This window comes from Halomonas meridiana (genome assembly GCF_009846525.1).
Taxonomy (GTDB): Bacteria; Pseudomonadota; Gammaproteobacteria; order Pseudomonadales; family Halomonadaceae; genus Vreelandella.
Genome location: NZ_CP024621.1, coordinates 966,058 through 989,755 on the forward strand (window position 1 = coordinate 966,058; position 23,698 = coordinate 989,755).

Here is a 23,698-nt window from a genome sequence, read left to right on the forward strand (position 1 = left end):
TTTTTTAACTGAGGTGATCCCCATGAAGATGACCGTACTATCACTGACCTCTGCAGCGCTTTTGGCGGGTGCAGGTGCGTTCGCGGCATCCGCCCAAGCCCAAGAGTCCTTTCAATACCCACAAGGATACGTGGGTGGCGATGCCATGTTTTGGAGCTTGAACCCTGAGAGCGGCGACTCCCGCGATGACGTCGGCCTGCGCCTGCGCGGCGGTGCTCAGTTCAATGATTACTTCGCCCTGGAAGGCCACCTGGGCACCGGCGGCTCGGATCGCGGTGCCGATCTAGACCACCTAGCGGGTGCGTATGCCAAAGGCATCATCCCCGTGGCGCCCAACTTCCGTCTCTATGGCCTTGCGGGTTTCTCTGAAGTCGAGATCAGCAACAATCGCGAAAGCGGCCTCTCTTACGGTGCGGGTGCCGAAATGGACATTGCGCAGAACGTCTCCGTTGGGGCCGATTACATGCGCTACCTGGACGAATCCGCCTACGATTTTGATGCGGCCAGCATAGGCCTTCGCTACCGCTTCTGATGTTCTAGCGCGCTAAGCGCTGCTTCAAGGGAATACGACCCCGCTGACTGAGCAAAGACTCGGCAGCGGGGGTTTTTTGCAACAACGATTAATTTTAGTTAATGTATCTCCGCTGTTTACGACGCTAAAAGTATTAAAACCAAGGGAATAACATGAAAACATCAGCCAAAGCGCTTGCGATTGCCTCTACTCTGTTCGTGAGCGCCACCGCCCATGCGCAGTCCTTCGATGCGGGCTACCCCAAGGGGTACGTAGGCGCAGACGCAATGGCATGGACGTTAGATTTTGAGGGTATAGACGAGAGCTATGATTCAGTGGGCCTGCGTTTGGTGGCAGGCATGAAGCTGGATGAGTACTTGGCCGTTGAGTTTCACGGGGCCACTGGCGGCTCAGACGACATTTATGGGCTAGACGTTGAACTGGACTACTTAGTGGGCGGTTTTTTGAAAGGTATCGTTCCGCTTAGCGACAACGCCCGCCTGTTTGGTCTTCTAGGCTATTCGGAAGTCAAACTAACCGCCAGTGGTTTTGGCCTGAACGAGAGCGGCCGCGATGACGACGTTTCCTTCGGTGCAGGCGCAGAAGTCGATGTCACCGACACCCTGGCGATTAGCGCAGATGTCACTCGTTACCTGAGCCAAGCAGACTATGATCTAGACGCTTACAGCATTGGCCTACGCTACCGCTTCTAAGCGAGCAGCGACCACAACGGGTTACGTCATACCCCGCTGACTGAGCCAAGACTCGGCAGCGGGTTTTTTAAATCCATATTGTTAGCGTGCTAATAATTTTGTTAGACTAAAGTATTCCATCTAACGCGACCCAAGGGCCATGACCGTTTGGGAACAGTGAACGAGAAACGCTAATGACCCCTGATCAACGATTTACCCGCTGGGTGAAAATAGCCCTGGCGGCGTTTGTGGTGCTGTTTGTCTATTTCTTGCTCGCCGATAGCTTTATGCCCATGACCCCGGAGGCGCGGGCGATGCGGCCCGTGACGCGGATTGCACCGGAGCTTAGCGCGCCGGTGAAAGACGTGGTGGTGCGTGACCACCAGCGGGTAGAAGCGGGTGATGTGCTGTTTCGCCTGGACCCGGCACCGTTCGAGCTTGCTCGGCAGCAGGCGGAGTTGAATCGCGAGCAAGCTGAGCAGGAGAACGCTCGGCTAACCGCCGAACTGGCGGCGGCGCGGGCCTCGCTGGCATCAGCTCAGGCCACGTTTGATGAGCGCCGCGGTGAGCGCCGCCGCGCCGAGGCGCTTTTGGGCCGGCAGGGTATCTCCCGCCAGCAGTATGAACAGCAAGTGGCCGCTGAACATACGGCCCAAGCTGCCGTGGCATCCGCTCGTGCGCAAATCGATAGCTTGGAAGTACAGCTAGGCGAAGAGGGCGATGCCAACCTACGGCTGCGCCAGGCTAACAATGCACTAGCGCAAGCCGAGCTGGACGTGGCTCGTACCACGGTCAGAGCGCGGGAAGCGGGGGAAGTGACGAACCTTCAGCTCCAGCCGGGGGATTACGTGCAGGCAGGCCAGCCTGCCGTGGCGCTGGTGGCCAGCAATGTCGACGTGGTGGCTGATTTTCGCGAAAAAAGCCTGCGCCACGTGGCTCCTGGTGATGAGGCAAAGATCGTATTTGATGCGCTGCCGGGGCGTATTTTTGCAGGCCACGTGAGCGCGTTCGATGCTGGCGTGCGAGAAGGGCAGCAGGCCGCCGACGGGCAGTTGGTGGACATTCCTACCTCTGACCGCTGGGTGCGCGACGCCCAGCGGGTGCGAATTCACGTCGTGCTGGATGAACCGCTGGAAGAACTCCCGCCCAGCGGTGCGCGGGCCACGGTGCAATTAGTGCCCGGCGAGCACGCCTTGGCAAAGCCGTTTGCTTGGCTGCAGGCGCATCTCATTAGCTGGCTGCACTATGTTTATTAGACGGTTGGCGAGATCGTTGGCTACTTCAAAGCCACACGCGGCGACCCCCGCCACTCGTTCGGCACCGGTTCCCTCGGCGCTTAGCCAGAACGGACTTCGCCAGTGTCTACGAGTCGCGGGTGGCGGCACGTTGGGGTTTATCATCAGCCAACTGATGGGGTGGAATTATGGCGTCTTCTTTACCGTCTTCCCTATGTTTTTGTTGGGCTTGGTGCCGGTGTTAAATGGCTCGATCATTCGCCAGTTTCTTTCCAACGTGAGCCTCAACGTGCTGGAAGTCAGCTTGGTCGTTGGGCTGTTAAAACATATGCCCGTGGTGATGACACTGGTGGTGCTGGGCCTGTTTCTGCTGCGCTTTAACCTAATGGCCAAAGGCCCGCTGTTTCTGTTCGGTGCCAACGGGGTGCTGACGCTCAGTATTCTGCTGCACTTTGCCAGCTATCCGGGGGTGGATTTAAGTGATCTGCTGGCCAGTAATCTCATGGCCAGCGTGCTGGCGGTGTTTATCGCCATGCTGATGTACACCCTGTTTCCCGATGTAGAGCCACGCCAGCCGCCGCCCAGAGGCAGTAAAACGGCGGCACAAATCCGCCATGAAACGCTGATTGGCGGCATCACCGCCACGCTCTCGTTTGTGGTGTTTCAGGTATTTGACCTACGCGGTTCGCTCTCGGCGCAAATGGCCACCATCTTGATTCTGTTCACGCTGGGCTATTTCGGCGCTCAGGCATCGGCAGCCAAGCGTGCGGTCGGTACGCTGCTAGGCTGTAATCTCGCGCTGGTCATGCAGTTGGCACTCTACACCCAGAGCCACCATTTTTTGTTGGTGATTCTGCTCTATTGGCTGGGACTAATGCTGTTTGCCAGGGAGCATATGTTGGAGGGTGGCGGCTCAGGCATTGGGTTTGGTGGGCTGACCACCATGGGGATTCTGTTTGGTCAGTCGTTAGGGCCGCAGCAAGACTTGGTCTACAGCGCGCTGTACCGTTTCTCTTCCATGAGCGTGGCGCTGATCGGCACGCTGTCGGTGATGATTTGCCTGCACTACCTGCTCAACCGCTGGGAACCCACGCGCTTGCCCGAAAAGTAGTTGAGGCAACTTTTTAACAAAGAGCTACGCTGAAAAAGAGTCGACGCTGATGTCGTAAGACGCACAGCGAGCGGCCATTTCCCTACTAACGGATTAGAGGTGTTCGTCATGGCAAGTGGCAAAGAAGATAAAGCGAAAGGTGCGGCCAACAAAGCCGCCGGTAAAGTAAAAGAAGCAGCAGGCAAGGCCACCGGTAGCAGCAAAACCGAAGCCAAAGGTAAAGCCCAACAGGCCAAAGGCGAACTGCAAAAAGGCAAGGGCGATGCCAAAGAGGGCGCCAAGAAGAAAAAGTAATTCTTGTTGCGCAGAACGAACAACCGGAGCCAATGGCTCCGGTTGTTGTGTTTAAAGGCTACACCTCCTGGTAAAGCTCGCTGCCTTCCCGGCGGAACTTCTCCGCCTGCTCCTGCATTCCGCGTTTCACCGCTTCGGCATCGCCTTCAGCGGCGTTTTCCGGCGTACGGTCGCGGTAGGTATCGCGCACTTCCTGGCTGATCTTCATGGAGCAGAACTTTGGCCCGCACATGGAGCAGAAGTGCGCCACCTTGGCGGAATCCTTCGGCAGGGTTTCATCGTGGTACTCCCGCGCGGTGTCTGGGTCTAGGCCCAGGTTGAACTGGTCTTCCCAGCGGAACTCGAAGCGCGCTTTAGAGAGCGCGTTATCACGGCGCTGCGCCGCTGGGTGGCCCTTGGCCAAATCCGCTGCGTGGGCGGCAATCTTGTAGGTGATGATGCCGGTTTTCACGTCGTCTTTATTGGGCAGGCCCAGGTGCTCTTTCGGCGTCACGTAGCAGAGCATGGCGCAGCCAAACCAACCAATCATCGCTGCCCCAATGCCGGAGGTAATGTGGTCGTAGCCGGGGGCGATATCCGTCACCAGCGGCCCCAAGGTGTAGAAGGGCGCTTCGTCGCAGTACTCCAGCTGCTTATCCATGTTCTCCTTCACCAAGTGCATGGGCACATGGCCGGGGCCCTCGATCATCACCTGCACATCGTGCTTCCAGGCGATCTTCGTCAGTTCACCCAGGGTTTCGAGTTCTGCGAACTGCGCTTCATCGTTGGCATCGGCAATGGAGCCGGGGCGCAGGCCGTCGCCCAGCGAGAACGCCACATCGTACTGCTTGCAGATCTCGCAGATCTCCTCGAAGTGGGTGTACAGGAAGCTCTCCTGGTGGTGATACAAACACCACTTCGCCATGATGGAACCGCCACGGCTGACAATACCGGTGACGCGGTTGGCGGTGAGCGGCACGTAGCGCAGCAGCACCCCTGCGTGAATGGTGAAGTAATCCACCCCCTGTTCCGCCTGCTCGATCAGCGTATCGCGGAAGATCTCCCAGGTGAGGTTTTCGGCAATGCCGTTGACCTTCTCCAGCGCCTGATAAATGGGCACCGTACCAATCGGCACCGGCGAGTTGCGGATGATCCACTCGCGGGTTTCATGGATGTTCTGGCCGGTGGAGAGATCCATGATGGTATCCGCGCCCCAGCGGATGCCCCAGGTCATCTTGTCCACTTCCTCTTCAATGGAAGAGGTGACCGCCGAGTTGCCCAGGTTGCCATTGATCTTCACCAGGAAGTTACGACCGATGATCATCGGCTCGCTTTCCGGGTGGTTGATGTTGTTGGGAATAATCGCCCGCCCACGGGCCACCTCATCGCGCACGAACTCTGGGGTGATCTCTTTGGGCAGGCTGGCCCCAAAGCTCTGGCCCGCATGCTGATGGCCCAGAATGCGCTCCACCTCTGCCGTACCCAACGCTTGGCGGCGCTGGTTTTCCCGCAGGGCGATAAACTCCATTTCCGGCGTGATGATGCCCTGGCGGGCGTAGTGCAGCTGGGTCACGTTCTTGCCTGCTTTTGCCCGGCGGGGTGTGCGGGTTAAATCAAAGCGCAGCTGGGCCAGCGTAGGGTCGTTGGCGCGGCGCTGGCCATACTGGCTGGTGGGGCCATCGAGAAACTCAGTGTCGTTGCGCTCTTCAATCCAGGCCCGGCGCAGCTCCGGCAGGCCTTGGCGCAAATCGATGTTGGCGCTGGGGTCGGTGTAGGGGCCGGAGGTGTCGTACACCAGCAATGGTGGGTTCTGTTCATCCACGCCGCTGGTTTTGGTAGGCGAGAGGGTGATTTCCCGAAACGGCACGCGAATATCCGGCCGCGAGCCTTCCACGTACACCTTGCGCGAGCCGGGAAGCGGGGCCACGGCGGCGGCATCTACCTGGGCGGTTTCGGCTAAAAAGTGCGCGGTTTTACTTTTGACGGTCTTGGTCATGACGGTGTCCTTGTTGTTGGTCATTATTCAGAAAGGTCTAAACCCATCTGCCAGAAGTCGATTTCCAGGCGGGTGGCATCGCGGAAGATCTTGCTTAGCTCAGCAAAACGGGCGGGGGTAACATCCGCCAAGCGGGCATCGAGCCACGCAAGCTCCGCTTGCATAGCGGCTTGGAACTCCTCGCCTTCGTACATGGCGATCCAGGCGTCAAACGGGTTTTGCGCGCCGCGCAGCGTGGAAGGTTGCTCGTTCAGCCAGTTGGCGATTTCACCGTAGCCCACCAGGCACGGGGCCAGCGCCACGTGCAAATCGAGCAGGTCGCCCCGGTTGCCGGTATCCAACACATAGCGGGTATAGGCCAGCGTTGCGCGGGCCTCAGGGAGTTCGGCAAGCTCCTGCTCGCTAATGCCCCATTCCTGGCAAAAGCCCACGTGCAGGCCCAGCTCCACATCCACAATGGCTTTCAAGCCTTCATGGGCTTGGCGAAGATCGGCGAGGGTGGGGCTTTTATAGGCAGCCAGCGCGTAGGCGCGGGCGAAGTGAATCAAAAACAGGTAATCCTGCTTCAGGTAGTGACGAAACGACGCTTCGGGCAGCGTGGCAGTGCCCAACTGGCGCACGAAGTCGTGCTCGATATAAGCCCGCCAATCGTCTTGGCAAGCGGTGGTGAGATCGGTAAAGCGGTAGCCCATGGTGCCTCCGGTGGTAATGATCCGGAGGGCAGGCGAAAAAGATCGAGGGAGTGGCACGGAAGGGTGGCGTAAAGGTGCGCCGCGGCCATCGCTTGATCCCTACGCCGGTACCCGCGCCGCCATTCATAAAGCAGCGCATTAGCCGGATCAGGTTCAGCGGGACCAGCGCTCGGTAGCTAAAAGCTCACCCTGCGCCATCTCAGCCGGATATCACCGGCACCCCGTCAAGCTGTTCGTGGGTGGAGTGTAGGAGGCGGGTGGGGGAGATGCAAGGGGGGGATGGTTCGACTTAGGCTTTGCTCGGATATGAGGGAGGGGGTAGAGTTAAGTGAGGATTTTCCATAATCTCAATGAGCGGGGCAGGCTTATTAAGTTTGTATAGCCTGCCCTATTAAAACCTGTATATATCTTTGGTTTGATTAGGAGAGCTATATGCCAATCGTAACCGTCCAGCAATCCCCTGGTAGAACAAAAGAGCAACGTGAGCTCTTGGTAAAGCGGATAACCGAAGCCTTTTCAGAAGCATATGGAACAAGCCCTGAGGCAGTCACAATATTTCTACAAGATTTTGACGACGAGCATTGGGCCAAAGGTGGGAAGCTACATTCTGAGCGATCTTGACTTCTTCCATTCGAGAAAAGTCGATTTCTTTAATACGTTGCTGATATGACTCTGAGGCTCGTAACCCCGAACCTAACATAAGTTTTGCAATTAGAAGCATGGAACCGAACAGATGCTCAAACACACCCATGACCTCTTCGTGGGAAAGCACGACAGGTAAGCGCTGAGGGCGCTTAACTCGGCTAAATTGACCAATCTCGCCAAGCGGCTGGTCCAGCACATGGCGATAAAGGAAGACGATGGCATTGAGTGCTTGATTCTGTGTAGCCGCTGCCACGTGCCTTTCGATTGCCAGATACTCCAAAAATTGCCGTACTTCATGACCTGTTAGGGTGGCAGGGTGACGTAAATTATTAAACCGAATGTAAAATCGAATCCAGTAACAATAGGTTTTATCGGTGCGTAAGCTATAGCGCTTGACCCTCATGGTTGCCTTGACGCGTTCCATCAGTTTCATGGGAGAATGCCTCAATAATGCTGTTCATAAAAGCAGTGTTATTGAGGCGAGCAAAACGCGCAAGCCCGCGAATTTTGGCTACATCGCCAAAATTCTCTTTGCACGCTGTAGAATCAATGAGGTAGATTCAATTTGGTGGCTATGAAACCTCAGTCATTGTGATGTCACGTTCATTGAGGTTTCATGGCAGGGCGTATAATCACTGTTAGGGTTTAAAACAATTGGGTCAATAAGGAGTTTTCGTGTCCAGTTTTTCGATTATAGAGTTAATGACTCTAATGATGTCCGCGATGTCTGCTGTTGCTGTGCTCTATCTCGCAATGCAGGTCTCAATCATCAAAAGAATTTATATGCGTGAAACACATGCTAACCGTATGGAGAGAACGCTTGAAGCTATGGAGCTCCCGAGTGAAGTTACAAAGACGATGAGCCAGGTTCTTCACCAGCATTACAGAGGTGATATGCATGCGATATTTGAAGACCCAGAGCTGAGAGCATCTTTGTATTCCACTCTAAATACGCTAGAAAATCTATCCTTTGGGATTTTGTCGGGAATATATGACGAAGATGTGGCGTTTGCGCAAATGGGAGGCGCGCTGCCTAGGTTTTACGATATTATTCAGAGATTTGTCTATGAATCAAGAGAAGAGTTCTTGTCATCTAGTCAGTACATTAAGTTAGAACAATTAGCTCGTATGTGGGCGCATAGGGAGAAAGGCTATTACAAAAGGAGTGCATTATGAGCAAAGAAACTCCTTTTGAGGTTATTTCAGATTATTGTAATAGCGAGGACAAGAATACGGTTGTAAGAGACTTAGCTTATAGTATTTATAGGCAGCAATTTGAAGACCTTTCTAAAGATGCAAATGGTGACCAAACCAGCATCGATGCAATTCAAAAAACACTGTTGTCGCAAGGAAATCTGGTTGCGCATGTTAGAACTGCTGAAGATATGCTGTCCAGACAATTTCAAAGTGAGTTAAAGCCAATACAGTCTAAGGCGACAAAAGACTCTTTTTGGTTTTCCGTAGGTAGTGGCGTAGTGAGTAATATTCTATATTCTCTGCTCCTAATTATTGTGTTTGTAATTGCAAAAGACCAGCTGTCATCGTGGCTCTCAACCTTAATCGAAACGAAACCCTAACAAATGCAGGCACGGCGACGCCTTTTCCATTGCGGCTTCGCCTTCATTTCAAAGCCGCGCATGCTGCAGGCGTTAGACAAGGAAAGAGATGAAGTACGTAATCTTCTATTCATGGCAATCAGATTTGCCCAACAATACTAATCGCGGTTTTATTGAGTCCGTTATTGAAAAGTCTATCAAGAACAGCAATGGAGCTGATCTTTATGATTTAGAACCAACCATTGATAGGGATACCAAAGATGTGCCTGGTTCGCCAAACATAACTCAAACATTAATTGATAAAATTAAGGCCAGCGATGCTTTTGTTGCAGATATTTCCATAGTTACCGGCATATTGAACGAAGATGAACGGCCATCACCCAATCCAAACGTACTATTGGAACTCGGGTATGCGATAGCTCTATTAGGATGGGATAAAATAATCCTGTTCTGTAATGAACACTATGGAACAGACGAGGACTTGCCCTTTGATATACGCCAGCATAGAAGGATCGGCTATCGCTTGGAACAAGATGAAAAAAATCCGATGCGCGCAACAATCTAGCAAAGCATTTCGGGTCTCGATTGTCAGAACTGTTAAAAAAAGGGAAGGCTCGTTCTAGAATTAAGTCCCCGGTATTAGAAGTCTTGTGGAACTATCTAAGTGTCGAAAATTCTGCTGATATTGAATCTGGCGTAGATTCCTGTGAAATAACGCTAAAGAGAGCAACAGACAACACAGAGGTGGTGGAAAGAATCAAGCAAGAAATCACCTTAGTTAATGAAGCAGATGGGAGCATAGATCCAAAGTGGGATGATAAGAAAGAAAGTTTCAGAAAACGAGCTGAAGGATTTATCGAGGAACTTTCCGATGAGCAGAAAGGAAACGACTTCTTGGTCAATCGTAATGTCAATAATGTTTGCCCAGTCACCCTTACAGTTGATAACGACGGAACTGCATCCGCATCAGATATCAGAGTAGAGATGGAACTACCTGAATGGATATTGGGTGTTGAGAACCTTCCAAAAGAACGTGATGTACCAACTAGGCCGAATATGCCAATTCCAACCGCTCCGAAAGCTACTGATGCAATAAGAGGCGCATCAATATTCGGAGGTATATCAAGGATGAACCTTGATCTAGATCATGCGGCGTTGCTCCGAGCAAACGTGAATCGCATCTCTGCTTGCTATCTAAAAAATGAGCATACAGTATATTTCTGGGCCGATCGACTGCTGCATAAGCATGTAATAACTAATCGGAATGACAGGTTCTATCTTCTTGCTTTATCAAACGCACCAGTTGGTACGCATAAGATTACGGGTAAAGTGTTTTGCACTGAGCAAGATGACTGGCATGATTTTGAGCTATCTATCAATGTTGTCTAACAAGGCCGTAAACGCGGACGTATTTTTCGTTCGATTTGCTCACTACAAATTCGCCGGTTACGGCTGGCGTTAGCCATCTTTAAAAATAATATCATCAAGGATATTTTATGAAATATCACGTAAATGCCTGGGGCGGTGATACTGAAGCTTTCAAAAAAGGTTTTGTCAAAGCTTTAGAGCTCACATTTCAAAGCGAGCACAAGTCTTTGCTTATCAGAATTGGTTTATTAGACAATGCACGAGGCATCATGATGGATGTTTTGGGCGAAAAATTCACAAAGAAACTCATTAAAGAAAAAGCAATCGACTTCACTTTAGAGGGACGCCGCATCTCTATCAATTTAGAGGGCGACAGAACCAGGCGTACTGCTTTTAGAAGTGGAGTTATTTTTTGTCCATGGGCAGCACCTGACACATTATTGGATGTAATTCAGGACTATCGACAGATTGATATGGTCTATGTGCCTTGGATGGAAAAAGAAAGGGATGACTATATTATCTCTAATCCTGATTCAGTCGAAATCTAGAAATCATATTGCTAACAAAACCATCCAGCGGACGCGCCAAAGGCGCGCGCCGCTGATGGTTGGCGTTATGCATCCGGAAAAATTATTCAATAACTCTGGGGGTTAAGCTTGTCTAACAAAAAAAGCGTGCAGAACGATTACGATAAGCTATGTTCCCGTGAGGAAGTTATAAAGTGCCCACATATGATGGTGTTACTCGGTTACTTGCATCAGAAACACGAGCTTCCTAGGTATGGGTGGCGAAACAATGGACTCCGCTACCACTATACAGATGCTCAAGGTTTGCTTGGTATAATTCAGAATGGTCGTTTGTGGGCTACCGACATTCGTTTCCTTAATGATCCATCAGAAGGATCATTTCTACCCGAACGACTAATTAGCCTCATGGAATCGAAACCTGGCGGAATAAATAATACTGAACGCGAAGTAATTAAAGGATTAAAAGATGCACTTCGAAATCCGAATTCAAATTATTCTAGCTTCTGTACTAGCCTCTCCGCGAACGGAGATCTTCTGAGTCAATGGCGAGGATATGGTAGCTTCGGTAAAGGTTACGCTGTTGGACTAAGTCTTGAGGGTTTATTACCACATCCACAAGTTGCTTCATATTACGACGTGATATATGGAGATAATGGTCTCGAAGAAATCGCTTTCGATCTTCTCGATCTGTTTGTATCTTCCGTTAGTAAATGGAAAGATATGATGTTCGATGAATGGGTGTTCACATTGAGCGTTTTAGCGAAATCCTTTAAAGATCCAAGTTATAGTGAAGAGCAAGAAAGCCGTTTAGTATGCTCCTATTCTGGCGATGACAATGATCTTTTTTAGAACGAAAAGCCCCTCCGATTTAGGGCAAGAGGTAGTGATTTAATTCCTTATATTCCATTGTCTTTAAGTTTGCTTAAGGATGGAGAAGTGCCGAGACTACCCATAAAGCGAATTGTCATTGGCCCTGGAGTTGACTTCGATCGGAATTATATATCAATTAAAGAGCTTCTGAAGGCTCACTCTTACGATGACGTGGTTGTGGAAAAATCAAATATTCCTTTTCGGCCATAGAGGTAAGCTGATAAGTTGTTTTTTGTAAAATGAAAAGCACCTGAGAGTATTTGGCATGCACGCTATTTCAGTAGGTCATTGTATCAAGATTAATACTAGCATTCGCTGGATAATGCATAACAATGCCAGGCAGCGCGACCCATTTTTCGTTGCGCTTCGCTCCACTACAAATGGTCGCCTGCTGGCGGCGTTGAGGCTGTAGAAAACCCCTTTGACAGCCAGGTTTTGGCAGGACTGAGAAAACAGACGGAGAGTGGTCAGCATGCTGCGCTTCAAGGTTTACAACTACGATCAGAACGCCATGGTGGTGATTAACTATAAGGATCAGCTCCAGCCTGGCAAAAGAGAAAGGGCCTGAAACATTTCAGCAAATGGCGAAGGAAGCCCCTTTTAAAGCAGAGCAATGGATCGCGTCCTGTGAAAAATGGAATAAGCTGTTGGCTAGCGATCTGTCGGATCAAAACATCAAGGCGTTACTACCATGAAAGTTAACTCGGTTTCCGAGCGGGACTAGACGATATGCAACTCCTTCTACGATCAGTGGTATTTGCATAATCGTGGCGCTGTCGGTGTTCCTCGTCCGGCCAGCTTCTAAATTTTACTTTGAGTCTGTTGTTGTGAGTAAACTAAAGATACGAGCCACACCATAAATAAACGGAGAAATAATAATGAAAATCTTGAAATTAGTGATGATGATTACTTTGTTTGCCGCCACGCCGACATGGGCAGAAAGCCTTACAGGGCCGCAGAATAATGCCGTTAGATCTGCGAATCTTTATCTCAGTATGCAGGGCTTTTCCCGAAGCGGGCTTATTCAGCAGCTCTCATCAGACTTTGGCGATGGTTATGAGGTTGCCGACGCAACCGTGGCAGTGGATAGTCTCGATATTGATTGGAACAAGCAAGCGGCTAAGTCTGCACAGCAGTACCTCAATATGATGGGCTTCTCTTGCCAAGGCCTTATTGAGCAACTTTCATCCAGTGCGGGCGATTGGTATACCGAGAGTCAAGCCACCTACGGGGCACGACAAGCAGGTGCTTGCTAATAGCCAACTGTAAGTCCTGACAAAGCGTTCAGGAATCGATGTCCTTACTTGCAGCTAGACGTAATGTTAAATCAGTAGTGATACCGCAGCTGGGCAACAAGCAAAGCGTCGTCCGTGACCTTGTAAACGATGCGGTGTTCTTCGTTGATTCGCCGAGACCAGTAACCCGCGAGGCTGTGTTTAAGGGGTTCTGGCTTGCCGACTCCTTCAAATGGCTCTCGCTTGATTTCTTTGATTAGCTTGTTGATTCGGTTGAGAATCTTTTTGTCAGTTTTCTGCCAGTACAAATAGTCTTCCCAGGCGTTCTCGGAAAAGATGAGCTTCATTCAAGAAGCTCCTTTTCCTGACCGCCCCCTTGCTCCAGCTCGCCAACGGATTCCAGTAAACGGCGGGCGTTCTTGGGCGCGCGCAGGAGATAGGCTGTCTCTTGCAGTGCTTCGTAGTCTTCGAGAGAGATCATGACCACGGATTGCGCCTTATTGCGGGTGATGATCATAGGAGAGTGGTCTTCACAGACCTGCTCCATGGTTTTTGCTAGATTGGTTCTAGCGGCGGTGTAGCTGATGGCATCCATAAAGGGTGCTCCTGTACGCGATGTTGTTAACGTACAGAATAGCGTACAGGTTGGGGTTTGCCAATTGGCTTCGCAGCGTTCGGTTTTCTCCGCTTAAAAACAGCGGTTGAGCAGATGATGCCCATGAATCGTATCCCACGCTAAGCCGTTGATAGGCGATTGCTCACACCATCATTAAACCCTGCTTGCGTGTTGGCGGCGCGTAGGCGGCATCAATCTCTGCCAAATCCTCGTCATCGAGCCTAACGTCATCTGCATCAGCGTTCTGTTTAAGGTGGTCCAGATTTACGGCTTTAGGAATCGCGATCACGCCGGGGTGTCGCAGTGCCCAGGCAAGCGCGACTTGCGCGGGGGTGGCGCTGTGTTTGTCGGCGATGCGTTGCAGAGTAGCGTCACGAAGTAGCGCGCCGCCTTGCCCGATGGGGCAGTAGGCCATGAGCGGCATGTGGCGTTGGGCTTGCCAAGGCAGCAGGTCGTATTCAATGCCCCGGGCGCCGGGGTTGTAGAGCACCTGATTGGTGGCGCAAGCGGGCGCGTTTAGTTCTTCTAGGTCGTCAACGTCGAAGTTTGACACGCCCCAGCGCAGGATCTTGCCCTGTTCGCGCAGCCGCTCAAACGCTTCCACGGTTTCGCTCAGCGGGTACTGGCCGCGCCAGTGCAGCAGATATAGATCAATCGTATCGGTGCCCAATCGGCGCAGGCTGCGCTCGCAGGCGGCTTGAACACCTTGGGTGCTGGCGTTGTGCGGGTAAACCTTGCTAACCAGATACACCTCATCGCGCCGCCCGCGAATGGCTTCGCCAACGATTTCTTCAGCGCCGCCTTCGGCATACATCTCGGCGGTATCGATCAGCGTCATGCCCAGGTCTATACCTTCACGCAGCGCCCTGATTTCAGCCTGCCGCTGCCCGGCATTCTCACCCATATGCCAGGTGCCCTGGCCGATACGGGGTACGCTGACGCCGCCTAGCTCAATCGTCTGCATATCTCACTCTCCTAGTGTCATTTCCTGCTGTGATGTGGTTCTGACTGCCCAAGGCCATCGCCGTTCATGCTCCCATCGTAGACGATCCGCTTTGAAGGTGGTGAACGAGAGAAGATCAATGAGCACAATTCTGAGATCATGTCAGAAGCTACCCATTCCGACCCTAGTGGCAGCTTTCAATGAACCAGAGGAACCCAAATGGCCGAATACACCGCTTCTATTCAGTGGGCCCGTGGGGCCGATGAAGCCTTTCTAGATCAGCGCTATAGCCGTGGGCACGAGTGGGTGTTTGATGGCGGCGTTCGCGTGCCTGCGTCGTCATCGCCTCATGTGGTGCCGTTGCCTTATTCGGTCGAGGCCAACGTCGACCCGGAAGAGGCGTTTGTGGCCTCGCTCTCCAGTTGCCATATGCTGTTCTTCCTCGCCATTGCCGCGCAGCAGGGTTTTGTCGTGGAAAGCTACGTGGATAACGCGGTGGGTGTGATGGAGAAGGGCAGCGATGGGAAGATCGCCATGACCCAAGTCACGCTGCGGCCAAAGGCGGTGTTTGCAGGAGAGCCACCCTCAATGGAGGCGCTTGAGCAGATTCATCATGCTGCCCATGAAAAGTGCTTTATCGCTAACTCGGTTAAGACCGATGTGGTGACCGAGATTCAGCATTAAAGTCGTTAAGTCGTTGGCTGCTGGAGCATGGTATAGCAAAACGTCATGGCAGCGGTTAGCCTAAACGGTGGGTTAGTCACGCTCATTGAGCATATAGGCGTAGCCATGGAAGATACCTCTAACGTCACGCTGGCGTTGGCAGACGCATCGGCATTTGAAGCGTTCAAGCAAGAGTTAAAAGCCTCATTTAGTGTGGCGGTGGAAGAGACGTTTGGCGCAGTGGAAGCGAGCTTGATTCCTTCCGACGCCGATATCGACAACTCTCTTACCGCACCAGATGCCGTGGTGCATCACATACTGCTAGACGGCGTGAAAGTGGGCGGCGCGATTGTGACCATTGACGAAGCCACTCAGCACAACGCGCTGGATCTGTTCTATCTCTTACCCAGCACCCACGGGCGTGGCGTGGGCTATCGTGCCTGGCAAGCCATCGAGCAGGCGTACCCGCAAACGCGGGTATGGATGACCCACACGCCTTATTTTGAAAAGCGAAACATCCACTTTTATGTCAATAAGTGTGGTTTTAAAATTGTCTCTTTTTATAACCGTTATTACCCCTTACCCGATGATGAAGAGCGGGGTAGTAAGGCGCATAAGCTTGAGTTTTTTGGCTTTGAGAAAGTCATGAGGTAACTCTCGGAAAAAGGATTTTAAAGTGACCGTAAGAGCTGCAGAAAGAACCGATATTGCCGCTATCGCCCAGGTGTATCAGGCCTGTTTCCCCCGCGAGAAAAACCACGTCAAGTGGATAGAGGCGTCGTTTAACGCCTACCCAAAGGGCGTTTACTACGTGGTCGAAGTGGAAGGCCAAGTGCGCGGTTATATTCTTTGGTGCGTGAAGAACGGCTTTCGGGAAAAGAGCATTATCGAGCTGGAACAAATCGGCATTCACCCAGATGCGGCGGGTAAGGGGCTGGGTAAACAGCTTATTGTGGAGTCGCTAGCGCTGTTCAAAGCCCACGTGCGCCGCCAGGGCTGTGGCGTGGGAGCGGTGATGGTAACCACCTCGGAAGGCAACTTCGCAGAGAAGCTATATCAATCTACGCTAGGCGTCTCCCGCGCGGCGGTGATTAGTGGCTATGGCTCAGGGGATGAGGTGATCTTGTATAACGCCAGCGTGGAGTAGCGCGAAAGCGGTGGCGTATTAAAAATTCCTTAAGGAGAAGGAAATGAAAGGCGAGTGCCTGTGTGGGGAAGTGGCGTTTAAGATTGCAGGCGAGCTGCCTCATCTGTACCAATGCCACTGTTCGTTATGCCGTAAGGCAACCGGTGCCGCTGCTAATGCGGCCACCTTTGTGCAGAGCGAGCAGTTCCAGTGGCTTTCGGGGCAGGGGAATATCCGTTCTTATCAGCGTGAAAGTGGCTACCGAAGCGATTTTTGCGCGACATGCGGCAGTCCGGTACCCAACCAACTGCTCGGTAGCGACTGGATGTGGGTGCCAGCAGGGTTATTAGAAGGTGATACCACTGCCAGGGTCGCCGTCCATCTTCACGTGACCTCTGCCGCCGCCTGGGAGCAGGAAGCCGCCCACTGCCAGCGCTTTGATGCCTCCCCCGAGAGTCTACAGGCGCTGCACAGCGCACTTCAGCAGGTTTAGCCAGAATAGCGCTACACTCACCTCGAACCTTTTCCTCACTGCTTAGGAATGCACACAATGAATCACCGTCAATCACGCTGGATGCGTGCTGCGCTGTCGGCTTGCTTATTTTTCGCTTCTGCCACTGTTATGGCGCAGGAGGATCGGATTGCCGCTGAGCTTGAGCGCATAGAGCAAACTCTGGATGCGCGCATTGGCTTTGCTGCCCACAACATAGCCACAGGCCAGCGCTGGGAAGTGAATGCGGATGAGCGCTTTGCCATGTCCAGCACCTTTAAAACCCTGGCCTGCGGCGCGCTACTGGAGCAGGTGGATGAGGGGCAGCTGGCGCTGGAAACCGAGGTCAGTTTTGAAGCATCGGAGTTGGTGACTTACTCGCCGGTCACCGAGCAGTACGCGGGCCACCAGCCGATGACGCTGTTTGAATTGTGCGATGCCACCATGACCACCAGCGACAACACCGCTGCTAATCTCGTGCTGCAAGCGTTAGGTGGGCCGGAAGCCATCACGGCGTTCGTGCGGAGTATGGACGACCCCGTTACCCGCCTAGACCGCTATGAGACCGAGCTAAACGAGGCCACCCCAGGGGATGAGCGCGATACCACCACGCCCAACGCCATGCTGGCCACGCTGGAAAAGCTGGTGCTTGGAGATGTGTTATCAGATGAGTCTCGCCAGCAGTTGGAAGCGTGGATGATGGGCAATGCGGTGGCGGATGGCCTGTTCCGTGCCGCCATGCCGTTTGATTGGATAATTGCGGACAGAACCGGCGCAGGCGGTTACGGCTCACGCTCAATTACCGCGATTATTTGGCCACCGGAGCAGGCACCCACCGTCGTGGTGCTTTATATCACCGAAACCGAGGCATCATTTGAAGAGCGCAATGCGGCTATTGCTTCTTTAGGTGAAGTGGTTCAAGAATCGTTGGCAGCTCATTAATAAAAAACGGGGGGCCAATTGGCCACCCGTTTTTTTATAAAAGCGCTTAAGTAGAGTTGCTAAATCGCTAACCGTTCTGGCGTTATTGAATTTAGCGAATGACGGTAAGCCTATAAAATCCCCGTATGCTCCACCACCACCATTACTCCAATCCCAATCAGCACGACCCCGCCTACAAGTTCTGCCCAGTGGCCAACGTATTTGCCCAGTTTGTGGCCTAGCAGCGTCCCCATGGATGCCATGACGGTGGTGGCAAGGCCAATGGCGAGGCTGGTGGTAATGATGTTCACGTCGATGAACGCCAGGCTAGCGCCTACCGCCATGGCGTCTAAGCTGGTGGCAGTAGCCGTCAGTATCAGCAGCCATAGCGTTTGTTTGCGGTGTGCTACCTTTTCTTCTTTTTTCAGCCCTTCATGCATCATGTGCAGGCCAATGATGAAAAGTAGGGTGAACGCCACCCAGTGGTCCCAGGCTTCGACGTACTGTTGAGACGCCTTGCCAGCCACCCAGCCCAGCACCGGTGTCATCGCTTCGATGATGCCAAACACCAAGCCAATACCCAGGGCATGTCGGAAGCGGGGCTTGCTGAGTTCGGCGCCTTTACTGATGGAGGCTGCGAATGCATCCGCCGACATGGAAACCGCAAGAAACAGTAGCGCAACAGGCGTCATGGTAGATAGGCTCTTTAGATAAAACGCGATCTTTAAAATGCTTACTTGAGTGTAAAAGGAGAATATTGAATAGCGCTGAATCCTATCAGGTTTTTTGCTGGTAACAAGGCGGTTTGCGAAAAATAAAGTTTGTAATAGCGAACAAACATAGCTTTGGTTAACAATGTGTCTACTAGCTGATTTTGTTGGTGTTTTGACGTTTAGTTGCATAGTGGTTAAATGAAAAGCCGCCTGGTTGAAAACGTCAGGCGGCTTTTTAAAGACGCATTATTTAACGCCGATTAGAATTAGCGATGTTGATACAGCCACTTAACATCCACGCCGAAAGAGTAAACCAGCGTGACTAACGCGCTAAACGCAAGCAGCCCTGCTAACAAAGGCGAAGTCAGTGGCGTTAACGCCAACAGCATCGCCACGACCTGCCAGACGCACACGGCTTTGCGGCGGTAGCTCTCATTAAGCGGTGCATCTAGCCAAGGGAAGAGAAGGCTAGCGGCCACGAATAAGTAGCGCATGCCGCCAATCAGCAGCACCCACAGCCCCAGCCCCTCTTCCATGATCAAGCCAACACAGAGCAGCATGATCAGCAGGGCATCCAGTTCCATATCGAAGCGCGCGCCAAAAGGCGAGTGGCTTCGGGTGCGGCGGGCAATCCAACCATCCACGCCGTCCAGTAGTAGAGCAATGACCGAGACACCCAGCCATAGCCAAATGGCATCGATGAAAGCGTCACTCACCAGCGCGCCCGCAACCAGAGCGACCAGCACCGCGCGTCCTAGTGTCACCCGGTTGGCCCAACCTAGCGGGCCATGGGGCCAAAACACCAAGATCAAACCGCTGATGAGCGTATAGAAGATACCGGCTGCCCACCAGTTGGCGGCGCTTGCCATGAGCGGCGCGAGCAGCATGCCCATACCCACGAGAAACAGCGCGCCTATTAGCAGCTCGAGACTGCTGAACAGCCGCTTGGGCAGTGGGTAGGAGGAGGAGTTAGAAACAGGCGGCATGGTGGCTCACGAAGCGGCGCGGTCGTCCGCAGTTGAAATTAGTGATGCAATAATTTATCTATGTACCATTATTGTATAGGCTGTATGGTGGTTAGCATCCCAAAAAGTTCCCCACTTAAACAATGTTGAAGGTTGGCAAGCGTTAATAGACCGATTGCTTTTCTACGCTAAGCTATAGGTGAGCCATTGAAAAGTCGCCATATCTTAGTAACGTTAAGATCAACGGATGGAAACAGCGCTTCAACGATAAGGAAATGTCATGTCGGCGCCTGATACGGCGGTGGCCTTTTGGGTAACGCACCCAGGTCACGGCGAACTGCAGCAGGAAGAGCTGCCCACAATAGATACATCAGAAGTGCGTGTTCGTGCCCTGTATAGCGGCGTGAGCCGCGGCACGGAATCTCTGGTGTTTCATGCCCGCGTGCCGGAAAGCGAAACTCAGCGGATGCGCGCTCCTTTCCAGGCCGGAGAATTCCCCACCCCGGTAAAGTACGGTTACTGCAGCGTGGGTCGTGTGACTCACGGCCCTGATTCACTTCTCGATAAAACCGTGTTTTGTCTTTATCCCCATCAGGATCACTACGTAGTGCCTGCCGACAGGGTGGTGCCGGTCCCTGATGACGTACCTGCCCAGCGCGCCGTGCTCACTGCCAACATGGAAACCGCCCTCAACGGCGTGTGGGATGCCAACCCCATGTTGGGTGAGCGCGTCTGCGTGATGGGCGCAGGCGTGGTGGGGGCGCTGGTGGCGTATTTGTGTGCGCGCATTGCGGGGGTCGAGGTCACGCTGGTCGATATCAATCCCGAGCGTGAATCTCTTGCCCGCGCCCTCGGCGTACCGTTTTCCCTGCCTGAACAAGCGCCCAACGATCAAGACTGCGTGATTCACGCCAGCGGCCACCCGGACGGTCTGCGTCTGGCTATGGAGCGGGTCGGCAATGAAGGGCGTGTTATCGAGATGAGCTGGTTTGGCCAAGGGGAGGTGGCACTGCCCCTCGGCGGGGCTTTCCATTCCCAGCGGCTGACTTTGCGCGCGAGCCAAGTGGGTCAGCTGCCTGCCAAGCTGCAACCGCGCTGGAACTATCGCCGCCGCTTGAGCGTGGCGCTACGTCTGTTGGCGGACCCCGCCCTGGAGGCGTTGATCAGCAGCGAGTGCGATTTTATCGATTTTTCTCAACGAGCCCCGGCGCTGTTTAGTCCACAGAGCACGGCGCTTTGCCACCGAATTCGCTACCCCTAAACCCCTTAACCGTTAGTTTCCGACTGGAGTTGCCATGTACCGTTTATGCGTCCGCGATCACTTCATGATTGCCCACAGCTTCAAAGGCGAGATCTTTGGCCCGGCCCAGCGCACCCACGGCGCTACCTATGTGGTCGATGTCGTATTTCAGCGCCCAGAGCTGGATCAAGATGGCTTGGTGATCGACATTGGCCTCGCCAGTGAGACCGTCAAAGAAGTGCTGGCCAATTACAACTATCGCAACCTCGATGAGGTCAGTGAGTTTAACGGCCAGAACACCACGACGGAGTTCATGGCGAAAGTGATTTTTGACCAGCTCGCCGCTGCCATCAAAGCGGGCCGTATGGGCGAGACCGCCAAAGGCCTGACGCAAATGGACATCAAGCTACATGAATCTCATGTGGCCTGGGCCAGCTACGAAGGGGCACTATGAGCCAGCGCTTTACCTTACTAGTAGCAGGTGATCCGGACCAGCGTACCGGTGGTTATATCTACGATGCGCAGATCGTTGCCGCACTGCGCGAACAGGGCCTTCAGGTGGACGTGGTCGGCCTGGACGGGCGCTTTCCGCAGGCCGATGCAACGGCAAAACGTGCGCTTGATAGCGCGCTGGAAACCCTAGCCGATGGCGAGCGCGTCATTATCGATGGCTTGGCCATGGGCGCACTGCCCGATGTGGTGGCCCGCCATGCGGATCGGCTGGATATCACGTCGCTGCTGCATCACCCGCTGGGCGATGAACAAGGGCTCTCAAGTGACGAGCAGCAGTATCTTCATCGCAGCGAGCTGACGGGGCTGGCGGAGGCGGCGCGGGTCATCGTCACTAGCCGCTTCACCGCCCGCCGTTTGAGTGAACTGGCCAGCGATTACTCGCTGCCCATTACTGCGCCCATTACGGTGGTCGAGCCGGGCGTTGCTCACGCGCCGGTCAGCCCCGCACCTGCGCCGGGTGAACCCATCCGCCTGCTGTGCGTGGCCACGCTCACGCCGCGCAAGGGACAGGATGTGCTGGTCAAGGCGCTGGCGCGCGTGAATAGCGACCAGTGGCAGTGTGACTGCTACGGAGGGGCCCGCGATACGGCATTTAGCGCTAGCGTGCAGCAGCTCATTGACGAACATCGGCTTGCCGAGCGCGTCACTCTCCACGGTGAGTGCGATGCCGACACCTTGGAGGCCGCGTACCAACGTGCCCATGCGCTGGTGCTGCCTTCTTGGTACGAAGGTTACGGCATGGTGGTCACCGAGGCGTTGGCCCACGGGCTGCCGGTGATTACCACGACTGGCGGCGCCCTGCGCGATACCCTACCGGAAGGCGCAGGCATCAGCGTCGCTCCTGGCGATGTGGAAGCACTTAGCGCTGCGATTGCTAACTTCTGCACCCATGAGGCGCTACGTACCGAACTACGTGCCGGGGTAGCGGTGGCGCGAGGCGCTCTCAACGACTGGCAGGCCGCTGGCGTTGAGTTCGCCAAGGCGTTGAATGGCACAGGTACGCCCGACCTCTCGGCGGGCAGCCAGTTTGCGGCCAGCTGGCTCACGCTGCGGGAAGCGGTAGATAGTCACGCCCGCAGTGAAGCGCTGGTCAACCGGCTCGATGCGTGGCTATCCATGCGCGAAGCGCCGGTATCGCTGGCAGATTTAGGCTGCGGGCGGGGCAGCAATATGCAGTTTCTCGCGCCTCGGCTGAGCACTGCGCAGCGGTGGGCGCTGTTCGACCACGACGACGCCCTGTTACGAGAGGCGCACCGTCGTGCCCTGCCGCTTCATGATGCGACGGGCCAGTCGCTGAACGTGGAAACCCACTGCGCGTCGCTTGCGAATCTCGATCACTCGGCACTGAAAGTGGCGGATGTGGTCACTGCTTCAGCGCTCATCGACTTGGTGTCTCAGCAGTGGATCGACACGCTGGCACAGCAGTGTGCCGCTCATCGTCAAGCGCTGCTAGTGAGCTTGAGCGTCACCGGCGAGTGGTGCTTTACCGATGCGGATCAGCAGCCCATCGACGACCCGGAAGACCGCTTTGTGCTGGGGCTGTTCAACGCCCATCAGCAGCGGGATAAAGGGCTGGGCGAGGCGTTAGGCGGCGAGGCTCACCGAGCGCTCTATCACGCCATGGCGGAGCAGGGGTACGCGGTGGAAGAGGCCGCTACGCCTTGGCAGCTCGCCGCGGGGAGCCATGAGCAGCAGCCGCTCGTCAGCTCGCTGATCAATGGCTGGGCGGAAGCGGCCACCGAGCAGGCGCCGGAGGCGGCAACGCGGATCGCCGAGTGGCGCACCGCGCGCCTGGATGCCGTGGAGCGTGGGCAAGTGGGCGTTTGGGTGGGCCATCGTGATCTGCTGGCGCTGCCAGCGGAGCAGGGCTAGCCCATGCCTGCCGGGCACTTTCTGCGTCGGCCTTGGGTGCAGCGCGGCATCGTCAGCGTGGCGCTGTTGGTGGCCGTGGCGCTATGGGTAGAGCCCGCTGCCGTTCTAGCCGAGGTGACACGCCTAGCGCCCGAGTGGGTGCTGGCGGCGCTGGCGGTCAGCGTACTACAGGTGATACTCAGCGCGTGGCGCTGGCAGTTCACCGCCGGCCGGGTAGATGTGCCGCTGCGCTTTCGGTACGCCCTGCGCGAGTACTACTTGGCGCTGCTGGTCAACCAGCTGCTGCCGGGCGGCGTGTTGGGCGATGCTGGACGTGCCCACCGTCATGCTCGTCAAGCTACGTCCAAGGGTAGCGCTTGGCGGGCGGTGGTGATCGAGCGGGCGTCTGGGCAAATGGCGGTGGCGCTGCTGACCTTGGTGGCACTGCTCACTTCGTCGCTGTGGCACGCTGCTCTGGGCAGTACGGGTCTGCTCGTTCTGGCTGCGGGGGTGGTCGCCTTGATACTGGTGGTTGCCGCGCTGGGAATATGGTGTCGCCGCGAGCGTGGGCCGACGCTGCCGTCCTGGTGCGTCGCGCTGGGGCGGGATGTGCGTCGCGGCCTGCTGGAGCGCCGGGTATGGCCACTGCAGTTGGCCTCGTCGCTGGCCATCGTGATCAGCTACGGACTGGTGATGGTCTGCGCCGCTCGTGCCATTGGCAGCGAGATGCCCGCTCTGGACATCTTGGCGCTGGCACCGGTGCTGCTGCTGGCCATGTTAGTGCCTCTCTCGATTGCCGGTTGGGGGCTGCGGGAAGGAGCCGCAGCGGGTATTTGGGTGCTGGTCGGTCTGCCCGCTGCTCAAGGGGTGGCGATCTCGCTCGCGTATGGCGTGCTGGTGCTGCTCTCCAGCCTGCCGGGCATTTGGGTAGCGTTTGCCAAACGCG

General features: G+C 54.4%; 29 protein-coding genes, 1 pseudogene and 1 riboswitch. Of the genes and pseudogenes, 22 read left to right on the plus strand and 8 right to left on the minus strand.

The window, feature by feature from the left end; translation table 11 throughout:
• Window positions 1-22 precede the first annotated feature (22 nt).
• From CTT34_RS04670 to CTT34_RS04690, 5 genes are all read left to right on the plus strand, one after another.
• A complete protein-coding gene (locus tag CTT34_RS04670) occupies window positions 23-532 on the plus strand; it encodes a porin family protein (protein ID WP_159341404.1) in 510 nt (169 codons plus the stop codon).
• A 152-nt stretch (window positions 533-684) separates the two neighbouring features.
• Complete coding sequence (locus CTT34_RS04675; RefSeq protein ID WP_159341405.1) at window positions 685-1,224, plus strand: porin family protein; 540 nt, start codon at window positions 685-687, stop codon at window positions 1,222-1,224.
• A 173-nt stretch (window positions 1,225-1,397) separates the two neighbouring features.
• Window positions 1,398-2,459, plus strand: coding sequence for an HlyD family secretion protein (locus tag CTT34_RS04680; protein ID WP_159341406.1), 1,062 nt, complete (start codon window positions 1,398-1,400; stop codon window positions 2,457-2,459).
• Window positions 2,449-3,549 (plus strand): DUF2955 domain-containing protein, encoded by a 1,101-nt coding sequence (locus tag CTT34_RS04685; protein ID WP_159341407.1) that lies wholly within the window; start codon window positions 2,449-2,451, stop codon window positions 3,547-3,549. The genes CTT34_RS04680 and CTT34_RS04685 overlap by 11 nt, the downstream gene beginning before the upstream one ends.
• 108 nt (window positions 3,550-3,657) lie before the next feature.
• Complete coding sequence (locus CTT34_RS04690) at window positions 3,658-3,843, plus strand: CsbD family protein (RefSeq protein ID WP_159341408.1); 186 nt, start codon at window positions 3,658-3,660, stop codon at window positions 3,841-3,843.
• A 58-nt stretch (window positions 3,844-3,901) separates the two neighbouring features.
• Here the strand turns inward: CTT34_RS04690 and thiC are convergent, their stop codons facing one another.
• Together thiC and tenA are read right to left on the minus strand one after the other, a co-directional pair.
• Window positions 3,902-5,818, minus strand: coding sequence for a phosphomethylpyrimidine synthase ThiC (gene thiC / locus CTT34_RS04695; RefSeq protein WP_159341409.1), 1,917 nt, complete (start codon window positions 5,816-5,818; stop codon window positions 3,902-3,904).
• A gap of 23 nt (window positions 5,819-5,841) precedes the next feature.
• A complete protein-coding gene (gene tenA, locus CTT34_RS04700; protein ID WP_159341410.1) occupies window positions 5,842-6,510 on the minus strand; it encodes a thiaminase II in 669 nt (222 codons plus the stop codon).
• A 79-nt stretch (window positions 6,511-6,589) separates the two neighbouring features.
• Window positions 6,590-6,744: riboswitch (TPP riboswitch) on the minus strand.
• A gap of 198 nt (window positions 6,745-6,942) precedes the next feature.
• Between tenA and CTT34_RS04705 the strand changes: the two genes are divergently transcribed.
• A complete protein-coding gene (locus CTT34_RS04705; RefSeq protein WP_159341411.1) occupies window positions 6,943-7,131 on the plus strand; it encodes a tautomerase family protein in 189 nt (62 codons plus the stop codon).
• Here CTT34_RS04705 and CTT34_RS04710 read toward each other — a convergent pair.
• On the minus strand, window positions 7,058-7,588 hold the full coding sequence (locus tag CTT34_RS04710; RefSeq protein WP_254436454.1) for a phage integrase N-terminal SAM-like domain-containing protein: 531 nt from the start codon (window positions 7,586-7,588) through the stop codon (window positions 7,058-7,060). The two genes, CTT34_RS04705 and CTT34_RS04710, sit on opposite strands and share 74 nt — an antisense overlap.
• Window positions 7,589-7,830: 242 nt before the next feature.
• Here CTT34_RS04710 and CTT34_RS04715 point away from each other — a divergent pair, with 242 nt between their 5' ends.
• From CTT34_RS04715 to CTT34_RS04750, 7 genes are all read left to right on the plus strand, one after another.
• A complete protein-coding gene (locus CTT34_RS04715) occupies window positions 7,831-8,331 on the plus strand; it encodes a DUF4760 domain-containing protein (RefSeq protein WP_159341412.1) in 501 nt (166 codons plus the stop codon).
• Window positions 8,328-8,732 carry a hypothetical protein gene (locus CTT34_RS04720; protein WP_159341413.1) on the plus strand — a complete coding sequence of 135 codons (405 nt, stop codon included), beginning with the start codon at window positions 8,328-8,330 and terminating at the stop codon, window positions 8,730-8,732. The genes CTT34_RS04715 and CTT34_RS04720 overlap by 4 nt, the downstream gene beginning before the upstream one ends.
• Window positions 8,733-8,820: 88 nt before the next feature.
• Window positions 8,821-9,276 (plus strand): TIR domain-containing protein, encoded by a 456-nt coding sequence (locus CTT34_RS04725; RefSeq protein WP_159341414.1) that lies wholly within the window; start codon window positions 8,821-8,823, stop codon window positions 9,274-9,276.
• A 20-nt stretch (window positions 9,277-9,296) separates the two neighbouring features.
• Entirely contained in the window at window positions 9,297-10,100 is an 804-nt protein-coding gene (locus CTT34_RS04730) for a hypothetical protein (RefSeq protein WP_159341415.1), read from the plus strand.
• 107 nt (window positions 10,101-10,207) lie between these two features.
• Window positions 10,208-10,627 carry a syntaxin family protein gene (locus CTT34_RS04735; RefSeq protein WP_159341416.1) on the plus strand — a complete coding sequence of 140 codons (420 nt, stop codon included), beginning with the start codon at window positions 10,208-10,210 and terminating at the stop codon, window positions 10,625-10,627.
• Between the two features lie 183 nt (window positions 10,628-10,810).
• Window positions 10,811-11,455, plus strand: a complete 645-nt coding sequence (locus CTT34_RS04740) for a DUF2971 domain-containing protein (protein ID WP_159341417.1) — start codon at window positions 10,811-10,813, stop codon at window positions 11,453-11,455.
• Window positions 11,456-12,354: 899 nt separating this feature from the next.
• The gene (locus CTT34_RS04750; protein ID WP_159341418.1) at window positions 12,355-12,732 is read left to right on the plus strand and encodes an Ltp family lipoprotein; all 378 of its coding nucleotides are present in this window, start codon (window positions 12,355-12,357) and stop codon (window positions 12,730-12,732) included.
• A 71-nt stretch (window positions 12,733-12,803) separates the two neighbouring features.
• On the opposite strand, the gene CTT34_RS04755 is transcribed toward CTT34_RS04750, so the two are convergent.
• The 3 genes from CTT34_RS04755 to CTT34_RS04765 all read right to left on the minus strand — a co-directional run bounded on the left by CTT34_RS04755 (window position 12,804) and on the right by CTT34_RS04765 (window position 14,291).
• Window positions 12,804-13,058 carry a Txe/YoeB family addiction module toxin gene (locus CTT34_RS04755; RefSeq protein ID WP_016914643.1) on the minus strand — a complete coding sequence of 85 codons (255 nt, stop codon included), beginning with the start codon at window positions 13,056-13,058 and terminating at the stop codon, window positions 12,804-12,806.
• The gene (locus CTT34_RS04760; RefSeq protein ID WP_159341419.1) at window positions 13,055-13,306 is read right to left on the minus strand and encodes a type II toxin-antitoxin system Phd/YefM family antitoxin; all 252 of its coding nucleotides are present in this window, start codon (window positions 13,304-13,306) and stop codon (window positions 13,055-13,057) included. Before CTT34_RS04760 ends, CTT34_RS04755 begins: the two co-directional genes overlap by 4 nt.
• A 163-nt stretch (window positions 13,307-13,469) precedes the next feature.
• The gene (locus tag CTT34_RS04765; RefSeq protein ID WP_159341420.1) at window positions 13,470-14,291 is read right to left on the minus strand and encodes an aldo/keto reductase; all 822 of its coding nucleotides are present in this window, start codon (window positions 14,289-14,291) and stop codon (window positions 13,470-13,472) included.
• Window positions 14,292-14,489: 198 nt separating this feature from the next.
• Between CTT34_RS04765 and CTT34_RS04770 the strand changes: the two genes are divergently transcribed.
• The 5 genes from CTT34_RS04770 to bla all read left to right on the plus strand — a co-directional run bounded on the left by CTT34_RS04770 (window position 14,490) and on the right by bla (window position 17,491).
• Window positions 14,490-14,954, plus strand: a complete 465-nt coding sequence (locus CTT34_RS04770; protein ID WP_159341421.1) for an OsmC family protein — start codon at window positions 14,490-14,492, stop codon at window positions 14,952-14,954.
• 105 nt (window positions 14,955-15,059) lie between these two features.
• Complete coding sequence (locus CTT34_RS04775; RefSeq protein WP_254436455.1) at window positions 15,060-15,587, plus strand: GNAT family N-acetyltransferase; 528 nt, start codon at window positions 15,060-15,062, stop codon at window positions 15,585-15,587.
• A 22-nt stretch (window positions 15,588-15,609) separates the two neighbouring features.
• Window positions 15,610-16,080 carry a GNAT family N-acetyltransferase gene (locus CTT34_RS04780; RefSeq protein WP_159341423.1) on the plus strand — a complete coding sequence of 157 codons (471 nt, stop codon included), beginning with the start codon at window positions 15,610-15,612 and terminating at the stop codon, window positions 16,078-16,080.
• 43 nt (window positions 16,081-16,123) lie between these two features.
• Complete coding sequence (locus CTT34_RS04785) at window positions 16,124-16,552, plus strand: GFA family protein (RefSeq protein ID WP_159341424.1); 429 nt, start codon at window positions 16,124-16,126, stop codon at window positions 16,550-16,552.
• Between the two features lie 48 nt (window positions 16,553-16,600).
• Entirely contained in the window at window positions 16,601-17,491 is an 891-nt protein-coding gene (gene bla, locus CTT34_RS04790; RefSeq protein WP_390620251.1) for a class A beta-lactamase, read from the plus strand.
• Between the two features lie 110 nt (window positions 17,492-17,601).
• Here the strand turns inward: bla and CTT34_RS04795 are convergent, their stop codons facing one another.
• Window positions 17,602-18,162 (minus strand): manganese efflux pump MntP, encoded by a 561-nt coding sequence (locus CTT34_RS04795; protein ID WP_159341426.1) that lies wholly within the window; start codon window positions 18,160-18,162, stop codon window positions 17,602-17,604.
• Window positions 18,163-18,449: 287 nt separating this feature from the next.
• Window positions 18,450-19,169 carry a CDP-alcohol phosphatidyltransferase family protein gene (locus CTT34_RS04800; RefSeq protein ID WP_159341427.1) on the minus strand — a complete coding sequence of 240 codons (720 nt, stop codon included), beginning with the start codon at window positions 19,167-19,169 and terminating at the stop codon, window positions 18,450-18,452.
• 259 nt (window positions 19,170-19,428) lie between these two features.
• Between CTT34_RS04800 and CTT34_RS04805 the strand changes: the two genes are divergently transcribed.
• The 4 genes and pseudogenes from CTT34_RS04805 to CTT34_RS18410 all read left to right on the plus strand — a co-directional run.
• The gene (locus CTT34_RS04805; RefSeq protein ID WP_159341428.1) at window positions 19,429-20,409 is read left to right on the plus strand and encodes a zinc-dependent alcohol dehydrogenase; all 981 of its coding nucleotides are present in this window, start codon (window positions 19,429-19,431) and stop codon (window positions 20,407-20,409) included.
• A 34-nt stretch (window positions 20,410-20,443) separates the two neighbouring features.
• Entirely contained in the window at window positions 20,444-20,842 is a 399-nt protein-coding gene (locus tag CTT34_RS04810; protein ID WP_159341429.1) for a 6-pyruvoyl trahydropterin synthase family protein, read from the plus strand.
• Entirely contained in the window at window positions 20,839-22,773 is a 1,935-nt protein-coding gene (locus CTT34_RS04815; protein WP_159341430.1) for a glycosyltransferase, read from the plus strand. Before CTT34_RS04810 ends, CTT34_RS04815 begins: the two co-directional genes overlap by 4 nt.
• Before the next feature lie 3 nt (window positions 22,774-22,776).
• Window positions 22,777-23,646: pseudogene (locus tag CTT34_RS18410) on the plus strand (lysylphosphatidylglycerol synthase transmembrane domain-containing protein); the annotation flags it as partial.
• Window positions 23,647-23,698: the final 52 nt, after the last annotated feature.